Below are 15,238 nucleotides of genomic sequence, written 5' to 3'. Positions count from 1 at the left end.
GCGCGCTACCCATCAGCAGAATCTGAATCCGCTGCTAGTCGCCTGAGCTTGTTTCGGGTGCTATTCGGGTCTGCGTCGAGTGCGTCATCGAGTTCGTCGGCGTGACGAACTTGAGCGGCCAATGTCTCGTAGCGCTTCTGCTGGGCGTCCCAGTCCTTATCAAGATGGTTGTGAGGCTCTCCGGTGATTTTCTCCGAGAGCTCGGTCAACTGCTGACGCCACCAGCTAGGAATGTTGTCCACATGTGCCGCAGCATTGCGGAAAGCCCACGCGACGAACAGCGCCACGGCAGTGATGTATCTCGCGCACTCTTCGAACGATTCTGCGTCGAAATCGGGATAGGGAGATGGACGATATTCGAGGTCGCGTGTGAAGACGAAATCGAAGGTGCTGACAGCCTTCGGGTGTGCGTGCTGGCTCATATGCCTATAAAGGTCCGAGTGGGGGACGCGCTGCTGGCTGGCGCCCTGCACGAATTGCCTCGAAACGTTGTCCTTGAACCATTCATTCTGGTGCAGCCATCGCTCGGCCAGGTCCGGCTTGTGGGCGAGTGTTCGCGCCAGCCCTGCTGACTCGTAAACGCCACGCAAGGTCGCCTTCGCTTCTACATAGAAGCCAAGTGCGCACAGGTTAGCGGCAGCTTGGAGCCCTTGGTATGCCCGAGTGAAGAGGCCGGTCGCTGCGAAATTGTTCGGGAACCAATGGTGGGGCGGGCTACCGTAGGTCGCGGCGAGGCCGGAGTCGAGCAGCCGAAGCAATCCCTCGAGGTCAGCGAACACAGCCATGCAGGGCTCGGCTTCAAGCACGTTTTTAAAGGCCTGAAAGGCGCGGTATCGGAGGAAAGTGGGCGGCTCAGGCGACACAGGATGGGGGCGAGGGCCGTCGGATGGCTGGTCGTTCACCGCCGCGACAGTACTTGATGGCGAGCCGCTACCTTATGGTGCAGCGAGCATTACAGCATGTCGAGGGCGTCGGCGGCGTTGAGCAAGGCGGCGGCCAGCTGGCGGGCGCCGGCTGCGGTGAGGTCGACGTCAGAGCTGTTGGGGTAGAGCGTTACTCGGCGCTCGACCCGGCCGTCAACGTACTGGGTGCCTTCGACGGTGATGCGCACCTGAATGACGTCATGGCGCGACCAGGTGAGCATACGGTGGGCGTCGGGATCACCGACGTCGAACCAGTCGCCGGCGACGGCGCCGGCGGGTATGGGGCAGTCAGGGGGAATGGGTGCAGCCATGCTGGCAAACCTTTCGTATCGCGATTCGCGATGCCGAGCTGCCTGACCAGTTGGGCACGTATTGGGCACGAGGCCCGCTCAGATTCTAAAAAATAGCCTCTGAGCTGGAATAACTCTGGTGCGCGATACTGGGATTGAACCAGTGACCTCTTCCGTGTCAGGGAAGCGCTCTCCCGCTGAGCTAATCGCGCCGGGGTCCAAAGCTGGAGGTGGAGACGGGAATCGAACCCGTGTGCACGGCTTTGCAGGCCGTTGCCTCACCACTCGGCCACTCCACCGCTGGGATTGATGCCACTTGCACCTTCGAGCGGATGACGGGATTCGAACCCGCGACCCTCACCTTGGCAAGGTGATGCGCTACCAACTGCGCTACATCCGCGCGCCTCGGACGAGATCGTCGCCCGGTGCGAAGCACGACGATAGTCCACGTGAGCGGGCACATACAAATTTCTCGGTACGAGCCGTGTCCAGGCTAGCGCGGCGTATCGGCGACCCGCAGGCGGCCGGTACTGTCGAGGCCAGGCTCGTGCTAGTCTTCGACGTCGTTCGCCTCTCGGCGCCGGTCCCGTGGCTCAGTGGGAGAGCGTCCGCTTCACACGCGGAAGGTCGCTGGTTCGATCCCAGCCGGGACCACCACATCGTGGCAGCCAAGCATCCGTCGACTAGCCCGGATGCAAGAAAATACCGCCATCGGCCCAGGTCATTCCGCGCTATGGTGACACGACCGGTGGGTTGGCCACCCTCTTTACGCGCGAGGACAGTGACCGTCGATGGCCGACGTGGATGCAGAGGCGATCCAGCAGGATCTGATCGCCGGGGTCGCCGCGGCACTCGACTTCGCGGGCGTCGAGCAGATCGGGCGCGGCGGGTTCGGGGTGGTCTACCGGTGCGCGCAGCCTCAGCTGGACCGCAGGGTGGCCGTCAAGGTCCTGACCAACGACCTCGACCCCGAAAACCTGGACCGATTCCTGCGCGAGCAGCGCGCGATGGGCCGGCTCTCCGGACACCCGCACATCGTCACCGTCCTGCAGGTCGGCACCACCCGCGGCGGCCGGCCCTTCATCGTGATGCCCTACCACGGCAAAGGGTCGCTGTGGGGGCTGGTCAGCGGGCAGGGGCCCCTGGATTGGCGCGAGGCGCTCAGCATCGGCGTCAAGCTCGCCGGTGCGCTGGAGGCCGCGCATCGGGCCGGCATCCTGCACCGCGATGTCAAACCGGGCAACGTCCTGCTGACCGATTACGGGGAACCGCAGCTGACCGACTTCGGGCTGGCCCGCATCTCCGGCAGCTTCGAGACCCGCTCGGGTGTGGTCATCGGTTCACCGGCGTTCATCGCCCCCGAACTGCTCGAAGGCGCAACGCCCACAACCGGATCCGACGTCTACTCGCTGGGAGCGACGCTGTTCTGCGGACTGACCGGCAACCCGCCGATGGGCCGGTCGGTCCACGAGATGCTGGCCCAGCGCGGCGTGCCCGACGACGTCATCGCCGTCATCGAAACCGCCATGACCCGCGATCCCTCCCGCCGGCCGACCTCGGCTCTCGAATACGGCGAGCAGCTGCGCGAGGTCCAGCGCCGCCACCACCTGCCGGTCGACGACATGGTGGTGCCGGTCGAGCTCAAGCGGGCGGGCTCGCCGCCAGCAGCGTCCTCGGATCACCGGCGCGAGGCCACCACGACACCCCCGGCGCCGTCGACGAAATACCGTCCCCCCGCGTCGATTCAATCGCTGGTCCCACGCGACCGGTTGATGGCGCTGCTGCGCGCGGCCGGGCGGCGGCGGTTGATCCTGTTGTACGCGCCGTCGGGGTACGGCAAGACCACCCTGGTGGCCCAATGGCGCGCGGAACTGACCGCCTCCGGCGTGGCGGTGGCCTGGCTGACCGTCGACGACGACGACAACAACGTGGTGTGGTTCCTGGCCCACCTGCTCGCGGCCATCCGGCGGGTGCGTCCCGCCCTCGCCGAACCGCTCGAGCAGATCGTCGAGCAGCGCGGCGACGAGGCAACCCGCTACGTGTTGACCTCGCTGATCGACGCGATCGACGAGGCCGGCGAACCCGTCACGCTGGTCATCGACGACTGGCAGCGGGTCTCGGATGCCCAAACCGGCGATGCCCTGCGGTTTTTGATCGGCCATGGTGGCGATCACCTGCAGATCATCGTGACCAGCTGGTCGCGCGCTGGATTGCCGGTGAGCAAGTTACGAGTTCGCGATGAGCTGGTCGAAATCGATTGCGAGAAGCTGCGGTTCGACGCCGACGAGGCGCGGTCGCTGCTCAACGAGACCGTCGGGCTGCAGTTGGCGGGCAGCGATGTGGCGGCCCTGACCGCGTCGACGGACGGGTGGGTCGCCGGCCTGCAGATGGCCAAGCTGTCCCTGCGCGGCGGCGGTGATCCGGGCGCTTTGGTGAGTCGGATGTCGGGCGAGAGCGAGGAGGTCGGCGAATTCCTGGCCGAGAACGTCCTCGACATCCTCGACCCGCAGCTGGTCGACTTCATGATGGCGACCTCGATCACCGAGCGCATCTGCGGCGAGCTGGCATCGGTGTTGGCCGGCGTCGACGGCGGACACGCCATGCTGGAAGACATCGAGCGCCGCGGCCTGTTCCTGCGCCACATCGACCATGAGCCGCAGTGGTTTCGCTACCACCAGATGTTCGCCGGATTCCTCGGGCGCCGGCTCGAACGCGACAACCCCGGCCGCCACCACGACCTGCACCGCGCCGCGTCGGTGTGGTTCGCCGAACACGGCTACATCAGCGAGGCCGTCGACCACGCCCTGGCGGCGGGGGAGACCGCCCGGGCGGTCGACCTGGTCGAGGACATCGAGACCAGGTCCCTGATCAACCAGTCGCGCATGACGACCTTTCTCGGCCTGGTCGAGAAGCTGCCCCCACAGCTGGTGACCACCAGACCGCTGCTGCAACTGGCGATGTCGTGGGCCAATATTCTCCTGCACCGCACCCAGGCCACCGAGGTGGCGCTCGACCGCTTCGCCGCCGCCATCGCCAAGGCCGACCTGCCGGAGGCGCGCCGCGCGGAGCTGAGCCTGGAATCCAGCGTGGTGCGGGCGGTGGCCGAGATCTACGCCGACCGGATCGAAGGCCTCGAGGACCTGCTGGCCGAGGTGATGTCGCGGGCGCACGAACTGCGTCCGGTGCTGCCGCAGGCGGCCGCCACCGCCCTGGCGTTCGCGGCGATACACCGCTTCGACTTCCCCACCGCGCAAAGACTTTTGGAATGGGCCGAGCCCTTCAACGAGCAGGTCGGCGCGGTCGGCGCCGTCTACGCCCGCAGCTGGGCGGGCATCGCCGCCCGCCAGCAGCTCGACATCCCGCACGCGTTGCGCAGGTTCCGCGAGGCCTTCGAGACCGGCACCGCGGCGGGAGCGCACTCGTATGCAGCGCGCATCGCCGGGGCGGTGCTCGGCGAAATGCTTTACGAGACGGACGAGTTGGACGAGGCCGCCGAACTGCTCGAGGAGAGCTATCACCTGGGGCCCGAGGGCGGCGGGGTCGACTACCTGGTGGCGCGCTACGTCGTCGGCGCCAAAATCAAAGCCGTGCAGGGCGATCGAGAGGCGGCGGTCGACCGCCTCGACGCGGGCATGGCGGTGGCCGACAGGCTGCGGTTGCCGCGCCTGGCGGCCGCCATCACCCACGAGCGGATCAGGCTGGGGCTACCCATCGACCCCGCGGAGGCCGACCGGCTGCGGGCCGGAGGCGATATTCCCCACGGCGCCGACGGCATCGCGATCCTCACCGCCGAGCTCGACGCCGCCTCGGGCATCCGGCTGCTCGCCCGCAGCCACGCCAGCGAAGACCGGGACGAGGCGTGCCGGCGTGCCGGCGCCCTGCTAGCCGGAATTGACCCGGCCACCCGGTCGTTGGCCGCCCTGCAGGCCCGCCTGCTGCTCGTCGAAACGCTCACCGCCGCGCGACGCGCCGCCGACGCGCACGACGACATCGCGGCGGTTCGCGCCCTGTGCACCGAACACGGCTTGCCGCGGCTGCTGATCGACGCCGGCCTCGGTTGAGGGCGGAACGCGCCCAGGATGGTGAAGATGAACCGTCCTGGGTTTGATGCCGCTTCCTTCTGTCAGAAGGATGCGGATCATGACGAAGCACTACCCGGTGGAGCACCGTGAGCGCGCGGTGAAGATGGTCCTTGATCACCTTGGTGAGTATCGATCGGTGTATGCGGCCTGCCGGGTGATTGGGCCGAAAGTCGGGGTTGGTGCGGAGTCGCTGCGCCGGTGGGTGCTGCAGGCCCAGGTGGATGCCAGCCAGCGCCCGGGCGTCACGAGTGCTGAGCAGCAGCGGATCAAAGACCTCGAACGCGAGGTTCGAGATCTCAAGGAGGCCAACGAGATCCTGAAGGCAACCTCGATTTTCTTCGCGCGGGAACTCGACCCGCGCCACCGCTGATCTGCGGATTCATCGACCAGATGCGGGCCCGCGGTTTTCGGGAGTCGGTCTGCCACGTTGCTCTGTGAGCAGGGTGTGCAGGTCGCCCCACGCACGTACCGCAACGGGAAGACCGCCGCCCCGTCGGCACGTACGATGGCTGACGCCCATCTGACCGACGTGCGCCGGCGCGCAGTACACGTCGATCGCCTTCGCGGAAACCCTTGTGCTCGAAAGGATTGCGGCATCAATTGGCAGCATCGGCGATGCCTACGATAACGCCTTGGCTGAGACAACGATCGGCCTGTTCAAACCCGAAGCCGTCGGCCGGCACAGCCCATTCCTCACCGGGCCGCTGAAAACGATCGACGACGTCGAATACGTGACCATGGAATGGGTCGACTGGTACAACAACCGCCGCCTACACAGCCAGCTCAACTACATCCCACCCGATGAACACGAGGCCGCCCACTACGCTCACCACCTGAGGTCCTAGTGGGCGACGCCTCAATGAAGCCAGCATCATCGGCGCACGGCGAGGTCAAGTGTTTCTAGGGTGCCGCGCATCGTCGTCCTCGACACGGCAGACTCAAGAACGCCGACCTCGAACACGAAAAGAGAACGACTATGAGCATGGCCTATCTCGCGCAACCAGCGCAGCAGCAACAACTGGAATGGCTCGATGGCAGCACACTCGCGATCCTTCTCGACGGCAAGGCAACCAATGGCCAGTTGATGATCGGACGCTTCGATGTCAGCGAGGGCGAAGCGCCGCCCTACCACAAGCACACGCGCGAGGATGAGGTGTTCATGCTGATCAAAGGCACCGCTCTGGTCTGGTGCGATGACCAGGAAATGGAGCTGTCCGAGGGCGGAATCATTTACTTACCCAAGGATATTCCACACGCGTACCGCATCACTTCTCGTAAGGCTGATCTGCTGATGATTAATACCCCGGCGGGAATCGAAGGCATGTTCCGCTACGCGGGTCGTGATAAGTCAGCACCGCGCCCGGAAGGCTTTGAGATCCCGCCGGAACGTCTCACCGAAGCATCACGACAGTACGGGCAAATTATCCTCGGTCCACCGCGCTGACCGACCCAATGGCTTCGGCAGAACCTTCAAAACGTGACCGGATTTCCGCAACGCAGCCAAAGCACCCACGTCACGCCCGACGAATACGAAGCCGCCTACTACGCTCAAGCTCAGACGTCCCAGCCGGCGATGTCTACAACAATGAAGCCGGCATCAAACCCGGGACGGTTCAAGATGGCAAGAAGGCGCCCCGATGTGGACTCAAACGATGCGCACGCTGCCCCGATTGCTTTGTGGATCGCGCCAGAACGACCGGTTTTCGAAAAGATCGAACAAGTCAGGAGGCAGCAATGTTGGACGCGTATGAGGGGACACGCGTGGTCGTACGCGATGCAGACCCGGCGTGCCGATGTTCACGTCGAAGCCGTGGTCGTCGAACTCGACGTGTTGGAAGTCGTGCCCGAAGTACTCCTCATCGAGGAAGTCGTAAATCGCCCTGAGGCTGTGGGCCGGGTCGCGGACCAACGTCTCGTACTGCACAAGGATCAGCCGGTGCGCCTGTTCGCCGAAATAGGCCTGCTTCAATGCATCGTAGGCGTAGCCGATCAAGCCACTACTGCTCATCAACCCGGTCGCGCGGGTATATACGGTGCCTTGGGCCACATAGTTGAAGATCGATGACGGGCTAAGGCTGTTTCGTGTGACCACCCGTTCAATGCTGTCTAGCACCCACGGCAGATCGCGCACGCAGGCGATCACGCAGCTCTCCGGAAATATTTCCGCCAGCGCGGGCATCTGAGCGCACCAAATTCGGTTCGTGTCGAAAACTATCTCGGCGTGGCGGTCGGCGTAGTAGTTCTCGAACAAGCCGCGCAGCACACGTTGGCGGGCACCGTCATCGAAACCGACCGAGAACTCATTCTTCGCACTCATCTCTTCGAGCATTCGCTCGAACATCCCCCCAAGCGGACTGCTCATTCCAGCGTGAAAGCGCGGGTTCTGCGTGAGGATCGCGCCCAGCAACGTCGATCCAGAGCGCGGCAACCCGGAGATGAAATGGAAGCGAGGCGGCACGGGATTCCCTCTCAGGAATGCGAGAAAACTCTTAGATCTTAAGCAGTCACGTGCGTTGGTTTGTCTTGACCCTCACGGCTCTGAATCGCGGCGATCGCCGCAACTGACGTCGTTTCAGGTTCGCGTACGCCGAGTGCTTCCACTTCGCTCACCACTGATTCGTCGTAAACAGCCGCGCCGATACAAACTGTATCATCTGCGCGGCGATACTTCTCGTCCAAAGTTCGCGGTCTGGCGCTCGTCGCTGCCCGCATTCCTCGCTGACGCCGACGGCCTGTACGGCAGAAATACCGAGGGCAGGATAGCCAACACCATCAACACGACCGCAACGCCCAGCGCGACGGTGTACGCGTGCGCAAGGGCGTGCAGCGGATTGACGGGGAAATCGGGGTGAAGGCTCCGTTGCCGTACCGCCGCGGTGTCGATCGACGCCCCGTGCCGGGCCGCTTCGTGTTGCAGGCTCGCGATCTTTTCGTTGGCGAACATGCTCGTGCGGTTGAACTGGCTGGTCAGGATCACCGACATCAGCACGGTACCCAGCGAGGCGGCTACATGCTGATTCACGTTGAAAAGCGTTGAGCCACGCGCGATCTGATGCGGGGTCAGGGCATACATCGCCGATGCAGACAACGACGGTATGGCGCAGCCGGCGCCCAGGCCCATGATGGTGAGCCCCCCCAACAAGGTGGGCAGGTAGTCGGCCCGCTCCGCCACCCCATAGGCGAAGATGGCCAAGCCCGCAGCCAGCAGCGCGTTACCCAACAGCAGGACCTTGCCCGGCCCGCGTTTGTCAATCAACGCTCCGGCCAGCGCCATGGTCAGCATGGCACCGAGCGCACGGGGAGCCATGCTCATCCCGGCCTGTGAAGGTGTTTCGTGCAGCACCTCTTGGAAATAGCTGGGAAGGAGGACCAATACGCCCACGCACGAGGGGTAGAACAAAAGCGTCGCCGCATTGGCCAGCACAACCACCCGGTTAGTGAACAGCCGCAGATCGATCAGCGGATGTTGCGTGCGGCCAAGAGCGTGAAAGGCGAACGCCGTGATCAACACCAAGCCGATGATCACCGGTATCCACACGCGGGGCTTCGCGAGGCTGCCACAGCTGGGGATGAGCGAAACCCCGTAGAGGAATGCTGCCAGCCCGGGCAGCAGCAGCATCATGCCTTTGAAGTCGAAGGTTTCTGAGGGCGCCGGATGATCGTTGGGGAACACGATCGCGGCGAGGATGCAGGCGATCAGCCCGATCGGCAGGTTGATCCAAAAGATCGACGGCCAGCCGTTGGTGTCGATGAGCCATCCGCCCAGTACGAGACCGAAGAGCGGGGCCAGCAGCGTCGGCACACCCAGCACAGACAGGATCCGGCCCAGCCGCTTCGCACCTGCCTCGCGGGTCAAGATGATGGTGACCAGCGGTATCAGCATGCCGCTGCCGAGGCCCTGGACCAGCCGAAACGCGATCAGCAGTGCGATGTTGGGCGCTATCGCGCACAATAGCGATCCGAGTGTGAATGCGACGACCGAGCCCATGAAAAGCCGTTTGGTGCCGAATCGGTCGGCTGCCCATCCGGCCAGGGGGATCACCGCGGCCAACGCCAGCGTGTAGCCGGTCATCGTCCAGGCGACGACCGCCGGGGTGGTGTCGAACGCAGTGATCCAAGTGCGTTGGGCGACAATGACAACGGTGACGTCGCATAAGGGCATCATCATGCTCAGGACACATACGGCGGTGATTCGCAGTATCGAGGCGTCGAGCTTGTCCGGATCGCTGCATTGTTTTGAGCTCAACTGCGGGCTAGGGAAGCCGGGTGACGTCGCCGATTCCATCCTGGCGGGCTTTCGATCGATCGGCATCTCCATCGCCAATTCTCGTGGGTGACCGCCCATACGGCGCAGCAACGCCATCAGCTTCTAAACCCCGACGCCGATGCACGGGTCTGACAATGCACGAGCAAACCAAACGCGTGCGATATCTTCATGATCTATTGTGCTCCAACGCCGTGAGACTCAAGTCCGCCGTGGGGGAGCGGTCATCAACAGTGCCATAGACGCCTGACATCTCCCAGCGCCGTATCGCCGCGTAGTCCTCCACGAGAACGTTCGGATCGGGGTGGATGAGCGCGATGTGCCCCGGGGAGGTGACGAGATCGACTGTGCGGCAGACAGGGTCCCCGTCCTCCAGCCAGAGGTCGGCAGCGAAGAAGGAGGGGAGCCGCTCGATTTCCGATAATCGGGAATGGCCGAAGAAGACACCATTCGTCGGTGAAGTCAGCTGAACCACATAGCACGTCTGGTCATGAGGAGGACGATATGACCGCGCCGCGGCAAAGGCCGCCGAATCGGTGTAGGCGTCGGCGGTCACGGCGGCTTGACTCATTTCGCCGGCGGCGTGTGCATACCTGGGAATCGCAGCACCGGCAAGCCTCGCGCCCACTTCGATAACTTTGGGTCCGGCATCAGTCAGCATCACTTCGCAATGCGCTGGGCCCCAGCGGATTCCCAATGCGTCGACGACCCGCATCGCGTAGTCCTCGAGCTCGCCCCCATGCGGATGATCGGAAGCCAGAAGCTCGGTGCGATCGTAGAGGAACGGTACACCGTTACGATCGGCAAAGTGGTACTCCCACATATCGGTGACCACCACTGCACCGTCTCGCGAAACGGTATCGATTATGTACTCGCGCCCTTCAATAAACTCCTGGACACACACTTCGCTGTTGTGCTCACCGAACATGGTGGTTCGCGAAAGAATTTGGGCAAAGGCATCGCGTATCCGGGTGGCGGTGTCGGCGGCGAACACCAGGTGGGATCCCGAGCTGCGTTGCGGTTTGAGAATCACCCGATGATGCGACAGACCCGCCGCGAAGGCGAGCGCTTCGCGAACGTCGGCCGTCTTGATTTGCCGTGGGGCGGGTAGCCCCGCGCGCCGTACTGCCTCCACCATCTCGTACTTGTGGCGGCGGTCCGCCCAGGAGTTCGCGTCATTTCCTGGCCGGCCCAGCCGAGCGTTGAGGAGGTCAGCCCGCTCCACCCCGCACTCGGCGCCGGCGATGATGAAACGCACGCCATGGTCGCGAAGAATCCGAGCCTGGTGCTCGAGAGCCATTGCGGGGATGTCGAAAACGTAATCCTCGCGGTGAAAGCTGTGCGCCACGAGCGACGCGTACTCATGGCTGCGCACGTTAATGACCCGGAATCCTCGCCGACTGAACTCCGCTGCCAGCAGGCTGCCCGATGACACTCCATCGACGATGGCGCAGGTCTTCATCGGCGCGGCCTTGACCATGTGCGCCACCCATCTGGCCGATCTCGGATCAGCAGGCGCAGGCAGCCGGGGGCGTTGTCGCCCTGGGCAATCGGGCGCAGGCCATTGACGCCCAACGGCGCCATAGTGAAGGCGAACATCAGGCCCCCGGTCGTGACGACTCCGTTCGTGCCCCCAAAGGATCTGATGACGCGTGTCTTCAAACCGGCCCCGATTTCTTCCGTGGACCGCGTTCCTGACAAAGCAACATTCACGATCGCGGTAGCCCATCCATCGCTGCCCCGTCCCGGTGTGCTTCTTTGTCCTCGCGATGATACAGCTAGTATCGCTGCGGATTAGGTACTTTATCCGGCCGCGCGGTAAGCGATGGGATACGTGCTATTGCGAGTTCGTGAACTTTACCGAAGCAGTAATCCGATGTTGTAATCCGAAGTGGCGGCCGCGCCTTGACGGAGCGACATTCGACGAAAGTGTTGCTGGTCGACCGCGGGCAGCCCGACAGCGGTTAGACCCGAATGGGCGGCCATTTCCCAGCGTTCCGCCGATGTGCACCAAAAGAGCTGCGGTACAGCACGGTTGCCCGGCGTTGAAGCGAGACGTCCACAGCGCGAGGCTATGATGCGCGGCGCGAGGGCGGGGCGAAGCAACGGTTTGTGCCGAAAGCGTTGCGGAATCTGGAATTCGATCCACGTGGATCGTGGCGCCGGCTGTTCACCGGTGCCGTGGAAGTCCGGTGAAGCTCGTCACGGGACGGCGGCGGTGGCCATGGTGGAATGGTTGAACATCATGTGCGCATAGCGACAGCGCGTCTCGATGGCACCCATTTGCGCCGTGACGGGGACCTTAAGGGTTAGGTGTGGCCGGGCCGGCGTCGGGTGCGGGTGTCGCCGGGCTGCCGGCTGATCCTTGGCTGTTTGCGGGACCGGTGGCTGGCGGGGGGCTCGCGGGAGTGGGTGTCGCGGGGCCGGCGTCGGGTGCGGGTGTTGCCGGGCTGCCGGCTGATCCTTGGCTGTTTGCGGGACCGGTGGCTGGCGGGGGGCTCGCGGGAGTGGGTGTCGCGGGGCCGGCGTCGGGTGCGGGTGTTGCCGGGCTGCCGGCTGATCCTTGGCTGTTTGCGGGACCGGTGGCTGGCGGGGGGCTCGCGGGTGCGGGTGTCGCGGGGCCGGCGTCGGGTGCGGGTGTTGCCGGGCTGCCGGCTGATCCTTGGCTGTTTGCGGGACCGGTGGCTGGCGGGGGGCTCGCGGGTGCGGGTGTCGCGGGGCCGGCGTCGGGTGCGGGTGTTGCCGGGCTGCCGGCTGATCCTTGGCTGTTTGCGGGACCGGTGGCTGGCGGGGGGCTCGCGGGAGTGGGTGTCGCGGGGCCGGCGTCGGGTGCGGGTGTTGCCGGGCTGCCGGCTGATCCTTGGCTGTTTGCGGGACCGGTGGCCGCCGGGGGACTTGCAGGGGCGGCCGTCTCCGGACCGCCCGCAGGCGGGGGCGTCGCCGGACCGGCCTCTGGGGCGGGTGTCGGGCTGTTCACCGGCATAGGTATCCCCTGCCTACCAGTAGCGGGTGTCCCTTGGTCGGCCACGGGGGCGGGTGTCGCTGGCTTGACGACGGGGGCTTGTTGACCCGCGGCGGCAACGGGCGCTGCTGCGGGTGTGGGCGTGACCCCCGGACCGCTCGCCGAAATGGTCGTCGTTGTGCTGTCCGAGTGGCGTTGCGGCGATTTGGATTCGGTCCAGGAGGCCAGGTCTTGCCCTCCGGTGTCATACACGACGCCGGTGGGTTTGTCACCGGTGACATCGAAATAGACTTTGCCGGTTGTCTTTTGGCCTTGGGGGAGGGTGGCCGGGTTGACTCCCTGGGCAGTGGCCACTTGGAAGAGCGCCGGGTACGTCTGGCCGTTTGGCGTACGAGCGTCTAAATTCGGCACGATCGGGATAGCGGAGCCTTTGATGGCTTCATCGGTGGCGGTGGCTTCCCAGAGAGTGCCCTTCACGGGATACGGGATGGCGTCGCTGCTTGGCTTGAGGTCGCTAATGGTCCATCCCTGGACGACATCGCCATTGACAATGGTTGCCTGAGAGCCGAATCCGTGGGTGGCGGCCGTGGTGGCTTGATCGGCGGAAGCGGTCGACGCGCCGGCCATGCCGACGAAGCTCGCGGTAAGGGCGGCGCCGATTGCGGTGGTTGTGCTAGTTGTGCCGGAAACTTTCACTGCCGTTCACTCCTGTAGTGTCTGTTTCACCCCGAGCGGACGCTGCATCGCCCGGCGATACAAACCGTATCATCGCTGGTGGGATTTTTATAGCGATATCCCAGCATGAAATCCGCAGCAGCCACTCCGGCGTCGGCCGACGATGCTTGTCGGGATTGGAAAGCGCCGCCGCCGAAACCCGCCACGCCATCGAGCTTCAAACCGCTTGCGCCGCTTGGCGGCATCCCGGCCGGGCCGTCACGAGTGGGACATCCACCACGCGTACAGCTGGTCGAGGGTGGGGCCCTGGGGTTGCCCGTTGACGACGCCGACCAGCAGTTCGGCGTCATCGGTCCACGCCACCATCGGATTTTCTTGTTGGGTCCCGCACACCAGCATTCCGCTGGTCTTATCCGGGGTGGCGTTGCGGTGCCACGGGCCCGGCGACTGGATTCGCCCTGGGCATTCAACGACGGTGGCGGCCTGCACGATTTGATCGAAGGCGGCGCGGGCCGAGTTCTCATCCGGGAACAGCAGGTATGTCGCCGACACAGGGCCGTCAGGGTCGGAGTTCGTGCCGCACGAAACCTTAGCCAGCGCAGCACTTGGCGCAGCGATCGGCTTGCATGTCCCCGGCGGGTAGCCGCGAGGGAGCATGCCGATCAGCCGGGCCTGGATCTCGGTGTCAGACGAAGCCGGCACCGGCGCGGGCGATGTGCTGCTGTGCGCGCCGGAAACGGTTGACGCGGGGTGCGACGGACGAATCAGCCAACTGGCCACCCCGCCGAGGACAACCACAGCAACCACGGCCGCGGCGCCAAACAGAAGTCGTCGTCTCGGGTTGCGGGGTTTTGCCGAGGCCGGACGCGGACTTGACGGGCCCGCGCCGAATTCGCTGGGCCACTCGGTACCGCCCAGCCCAAACCTGGGGAGGGTCCCCGGCGTCCCGGTGGACTCGGCCGTTGACAACCGTTCGGTCACTGACTCCGCCACGCTGAGAAACGGCGGGTCAGCTGACGGGTGCGGCGCGGGCCCGGTGGCGGACATGGACACTGCAGATGGCGTAGGCACCGTAGGGGCGGAGGGCGCGGAAAGAGAAGGCGGCACTGCCAATTCGGCGTCGGGCCCGGCGGCCTGCTCGCTGAGGGTCAGGATTTCGGCCACCAGGGCCTGATCCGCTGCGCCGAGTGCGTCGTATGCGGCTAGCGCCAGATCACCGGCGCTCGAATAGCGCTCTATCGGGTCCTTGGCCATGCCCCGCGCGATCACTTCGTCGAACGCAGGCGAGATTTCGGGGTGCAACTGGCTGGGCCGCGGGATCGGCTCCGCCAGATGCGCGCTGATCAGTGCGCCCGGGGTATGGGCACAGTATGGCGGCGACCCGGTCAAGCACTCATAGAGCACACAGGTCAACGCATAAATATCAATCTGGTGGTTCTCCCTGGGAGCGCTGAATCGCTCGGGCGCTGTGTATTTCCAGGTCCCGATAGCGCTTCCCACTATCCGGGCTACCCCCTTGCGGGCGGCGACGTCCGTGATGCCCAGGTCGGTCAGATACGCGAAATCGTTTCGGGCGATCAGAATGTTTTCCGGCTTGACGTCGCCATGGATGACCCCCGCTGCGTGGGCCGCATCCAATGCCGACGCGATCTGGCGCACAATGCTGACCGCCCCCGGTGCGGTCAGCGTCTCCGGCCGCCTTAGCAGCCTGGACAAGTCATCGCCCTCGATCAGGCGCATTTCCAAAAACTGCTGCCCGTCGATCTCGCCGCAATGGTGGATGGGCACGATGTGCGGTGCGTGCAGCCGACTGACGGCGTGTACTTGCCGCTGAAGTCGCGCACAGAAAGCCGGGTCGTGGCTAAACACCAGCGGCAGTAGCTTCAGTGCAACAATCCGCTGCTCCAGGGTGTCCTCGGCCTCATACACCTCGCCCGTTGCGCCATGGCCCAGGAGCCTTTTCAGGCGATAATGCCCAAATTGCAACCCCTCGAGTGAATCCCGCACGGCGTCGTTCATCGCCGACTCCTCAACTCAGCCGC

Annotated in this window: 10 protein-coding genes, 4 tRNA genes and 1 pseudogene; 4 read left to right on the top strand and 11 right to left on the bottom strand. The window is 64.7% G+C overall.

Translation table 11 applies throughout. The features are described from left to right. Positions 1 to 5 precede the first annotated feature (5 nt). The 5 genes from U8D42_RS12740 to U8D42_RS12720 all read right to left on the bottom strand — a co-directional run bounded on the left by U8D42_RS12740 (position 6) and on the right by U8D42_RS12720 (position 1,613). Positions 6 to 902, bottom strand: a complete 897-nt coding sequence (locus tag U8D42_RS12740) for a hypothetical protein (RefSeq protein ID WP_322860113.1) — start codon at positions 900 to 902, stop codon at positions 6 to 8. A 50-nt stretch (positions 903 to 952) separates the two neighbouring features. Then, the gene (locus U8D42_RS12735) at positions 953 to 1,234 is read right to left on the bottom strand and encodes a hypothetical protein (RefSeq protein WP_322860114.1); all 282 of its coding nucleotides are present in this window, start codon (positions 1,232 to 1,234) and stop codon (positions 953 to 955) included. 116 nt (positions 1,235 to 1,350) lie between these two features. After that, a tRNA-Val gene (locus U8D42_RS12730) sits at positions 1,351 to 1,425 on the bottom strand. Between the two features lie 13 nt (positions 1,426 to 1,438). After that, a tRNA-Cys gene (locus U8D42_RS12725) sits at positions 1,439 to 1,512 on the bottom strand. Between the two features lie 28 nt (positions 1,513 to 1,540). Further along, positions 1,541 to 1,613, bottom strand: a tRNA-Gly gene (locus tag U8D42_RS12720). A gap of 182 nt (positions 1,614 to 1,795) precedes the next feature. Here U8D42_RS12720 and U8D42_RS12715 point away from each other — a divergent pair. From U8D42_RS12715 to U8D42_RS12700, 4 genes and pseudogenes are all read left to right on the top strand, one after another. Further along, positions 1,796 to 1,870 (top strand) — tRNA-Val (locus U8D42_RS12715). A gap of 134 nt (positions 1,871 to 2,004) precedes the next feature. Next, complete coding sequence (locus U8D42_RS12710) at positions 2,005 to 5,274, top strand: protein kinase domain-containing protein (RefSeq protein ID WP_322860115.1); 3,270 nt, start codon at positions 2,005 to 2,007, stop codon at positions 5,272 to 5,274. 79 nt (positions 5,275 to 5,353) lie between these two features. Next, a pseudogene (locus U8D42_RS12705) lies at positions 5,354 to 6,140 on the top strand (integrase core domain-containing protein). A gap of 131 nt (positions 6,141 to 6,271) precedes the next feature. Further along, positions 6,272 to 6,739 (top strand): cupin domain-containing protein, encoded by a 468-nt coding sequence (locus tag U8D42_RS12700; protein ID WP_322860116.1) that lies wholly within the window; start codon positions 6,272 to 6,274, stop codon positions 6,737 to 6,739. 201 nt (positions 6,740 to 6,940) lie between these two features. On the opposite strand, the gene U8D42_RS12695 is transcribed toward U8D42_RS12700, so the two are convergent. The 6 genes from U8D42_RS12695 to U8D42_RS12670 all read right to left on the bottom strand — a co-directional run bounded on the left by U8D42_RS12695 (position 6,941) and on the right by U8D42_RS12670 (position 15,215). Continuing rightward, on the bottom strand, positions 6,941 to 7,753 hold the full coding sequence (locus tag U8D42_RS12695; protein ID WP_322860117.1) for a sulfotransferase family protein: 813 nt from the start codon (positions 7,751 to 7,753) through the stop codon (positions 6,941 to 6,943). Between the two features lie 192 nt (positions 7,754 to 7,945). Beyond that, complete coding sequence (locus U8D42_RS12690) at positions 7,946 to 9,580, bottom strand: DHA2 family efflux MFS transporter permease subunit (RefSeq protein ID WP_431523871.1); 1,635 nt, start codon at positions 9,578 to 9,580, stop codon at positions 7,946 to 7,948. Between the two features lie 148 nt (positions 9,581 to 9,728). Next, complete coding sequence (locus tag U8D42_RS12685) at positions 9,729 to 11,039, bottom strand: ATP-grasp domain-containing protein (protein ID WP_322860119.1); 1,311 nt, start codon at positions 11,037 to 11,039, stop codon at positions 9,729 to 9,731. Beyond that, complete coding sequence (locus tag U8D42_RS12680) at positions 11,018 to 11,272, bottom strand: MMPL family transporter (protein ID WP_348636953.1); 255 nt, start codon at positions 11,270 to 11,272, stop codon at positions 11,018 to 11,020. The genes U8D42_RS12685 and U8D42_RS12680 overlap by 22 nt, the downstream gene beginning before the upstream one ends. Positions 11,273 to 11,861: 589 nt before the next feature. Continuing rightward, positions 11,862 to 13,148 carry a DUF1942 domain-containing protein gene (locus tag U8D42_RS12675; RefSeq protein WP_348636952.1) on the bottom strand — a complete coding sequence of 429 codons (1,287 nt, stop codon included), beginning with the start codon at positions 13,146 to 13,148 and terminating at the stop codon, positions 11,862 to 11,864. 306 nt (positions 13,149 to 13,454) lie between these two features. Beyond that, positions 13,455 to 15,215, bottom strand: coding sequence for a serine/threonine-protein kinase (locus tag U8D42_RS12670; protein ID WP_322861542.1), 1,761 nt, complete (start codon positions 15,213 to 15,215; stop codon positions 13,455 to 13,457). Positions 15,216 to 15,238: the final 23 nt, after the last annotated feature.

Origin of the sequence: Mycobacterium europaeum, from assembly GCF_034555895.2 — a bacterium.
GTDB lineage: Bacteria > Actinomycetota > Actinomycetes > Mycobacteriales > Mycobacteriaceae > Mycobacterium > Mycobacterium europaeum.
Note: the sequence above shows the minus strand (reverse complement) of the source record. Positions and strands in the feature narration are given on the sequence as shown.

What these genes read in the sequence shown, in the direction of transcription:
- U8D42_RS12735 (WP_322860114.1), bottom strand. Translation starts at nt 1,234, where the DNA reads ATGGCTGCACCCATTCCCCCTGACTGCCCCATACCCGCCGGCGCCGTC.
- U8D42_RS12710 (WP_322860115.1), top strand. Translation starts at nt 2,005, where the DNA reads ATGGCCGACGTGGATGCAGAGGCGATCCAGCAGGATCTGATCGCCGGG.
- U8D42_RS12700 (WP_322860116.1), top strand. Translation starts at nt 6,272, where the DNA reads ATGAGCATGGCCTATCTCGCGCAACCAGCGCAGCAGCAACAACTGGAA.
- U8D42_RS12690 (WP_431523871.1), bottom strand. Translation starts at nt 9,580, where the DNA reads ATGGAATCGGCGACGTCACCCGGCTTCCCTAGCCCGCAGTTGAGCTCA.
- U8D42_RS12685 (WP_322860119.1), bottom strand. Translation starts at nt 11,039, where the DNA reads ATGGTCAAGGCCGCGCCGATGAAGACCTGCGCCATCGTCGATGGAGTG.
- U8D42_RS12675 (WP_348636952.1), bottom strand. Translation starts at nt 13,148, where the DNA reads ATGGCCGGCGCGTCGACCGCTTCCGCCGATCAAGCCACCACGGCCGCC.
- U8D42_RS12670 (WP_322861542.1), bottom strand. Translation starts at nt 15,215, where the DNA reads ATGAACGACGCCGTGCGGGATTCACTCGAGGGGTTGCAATTTGGGCAT.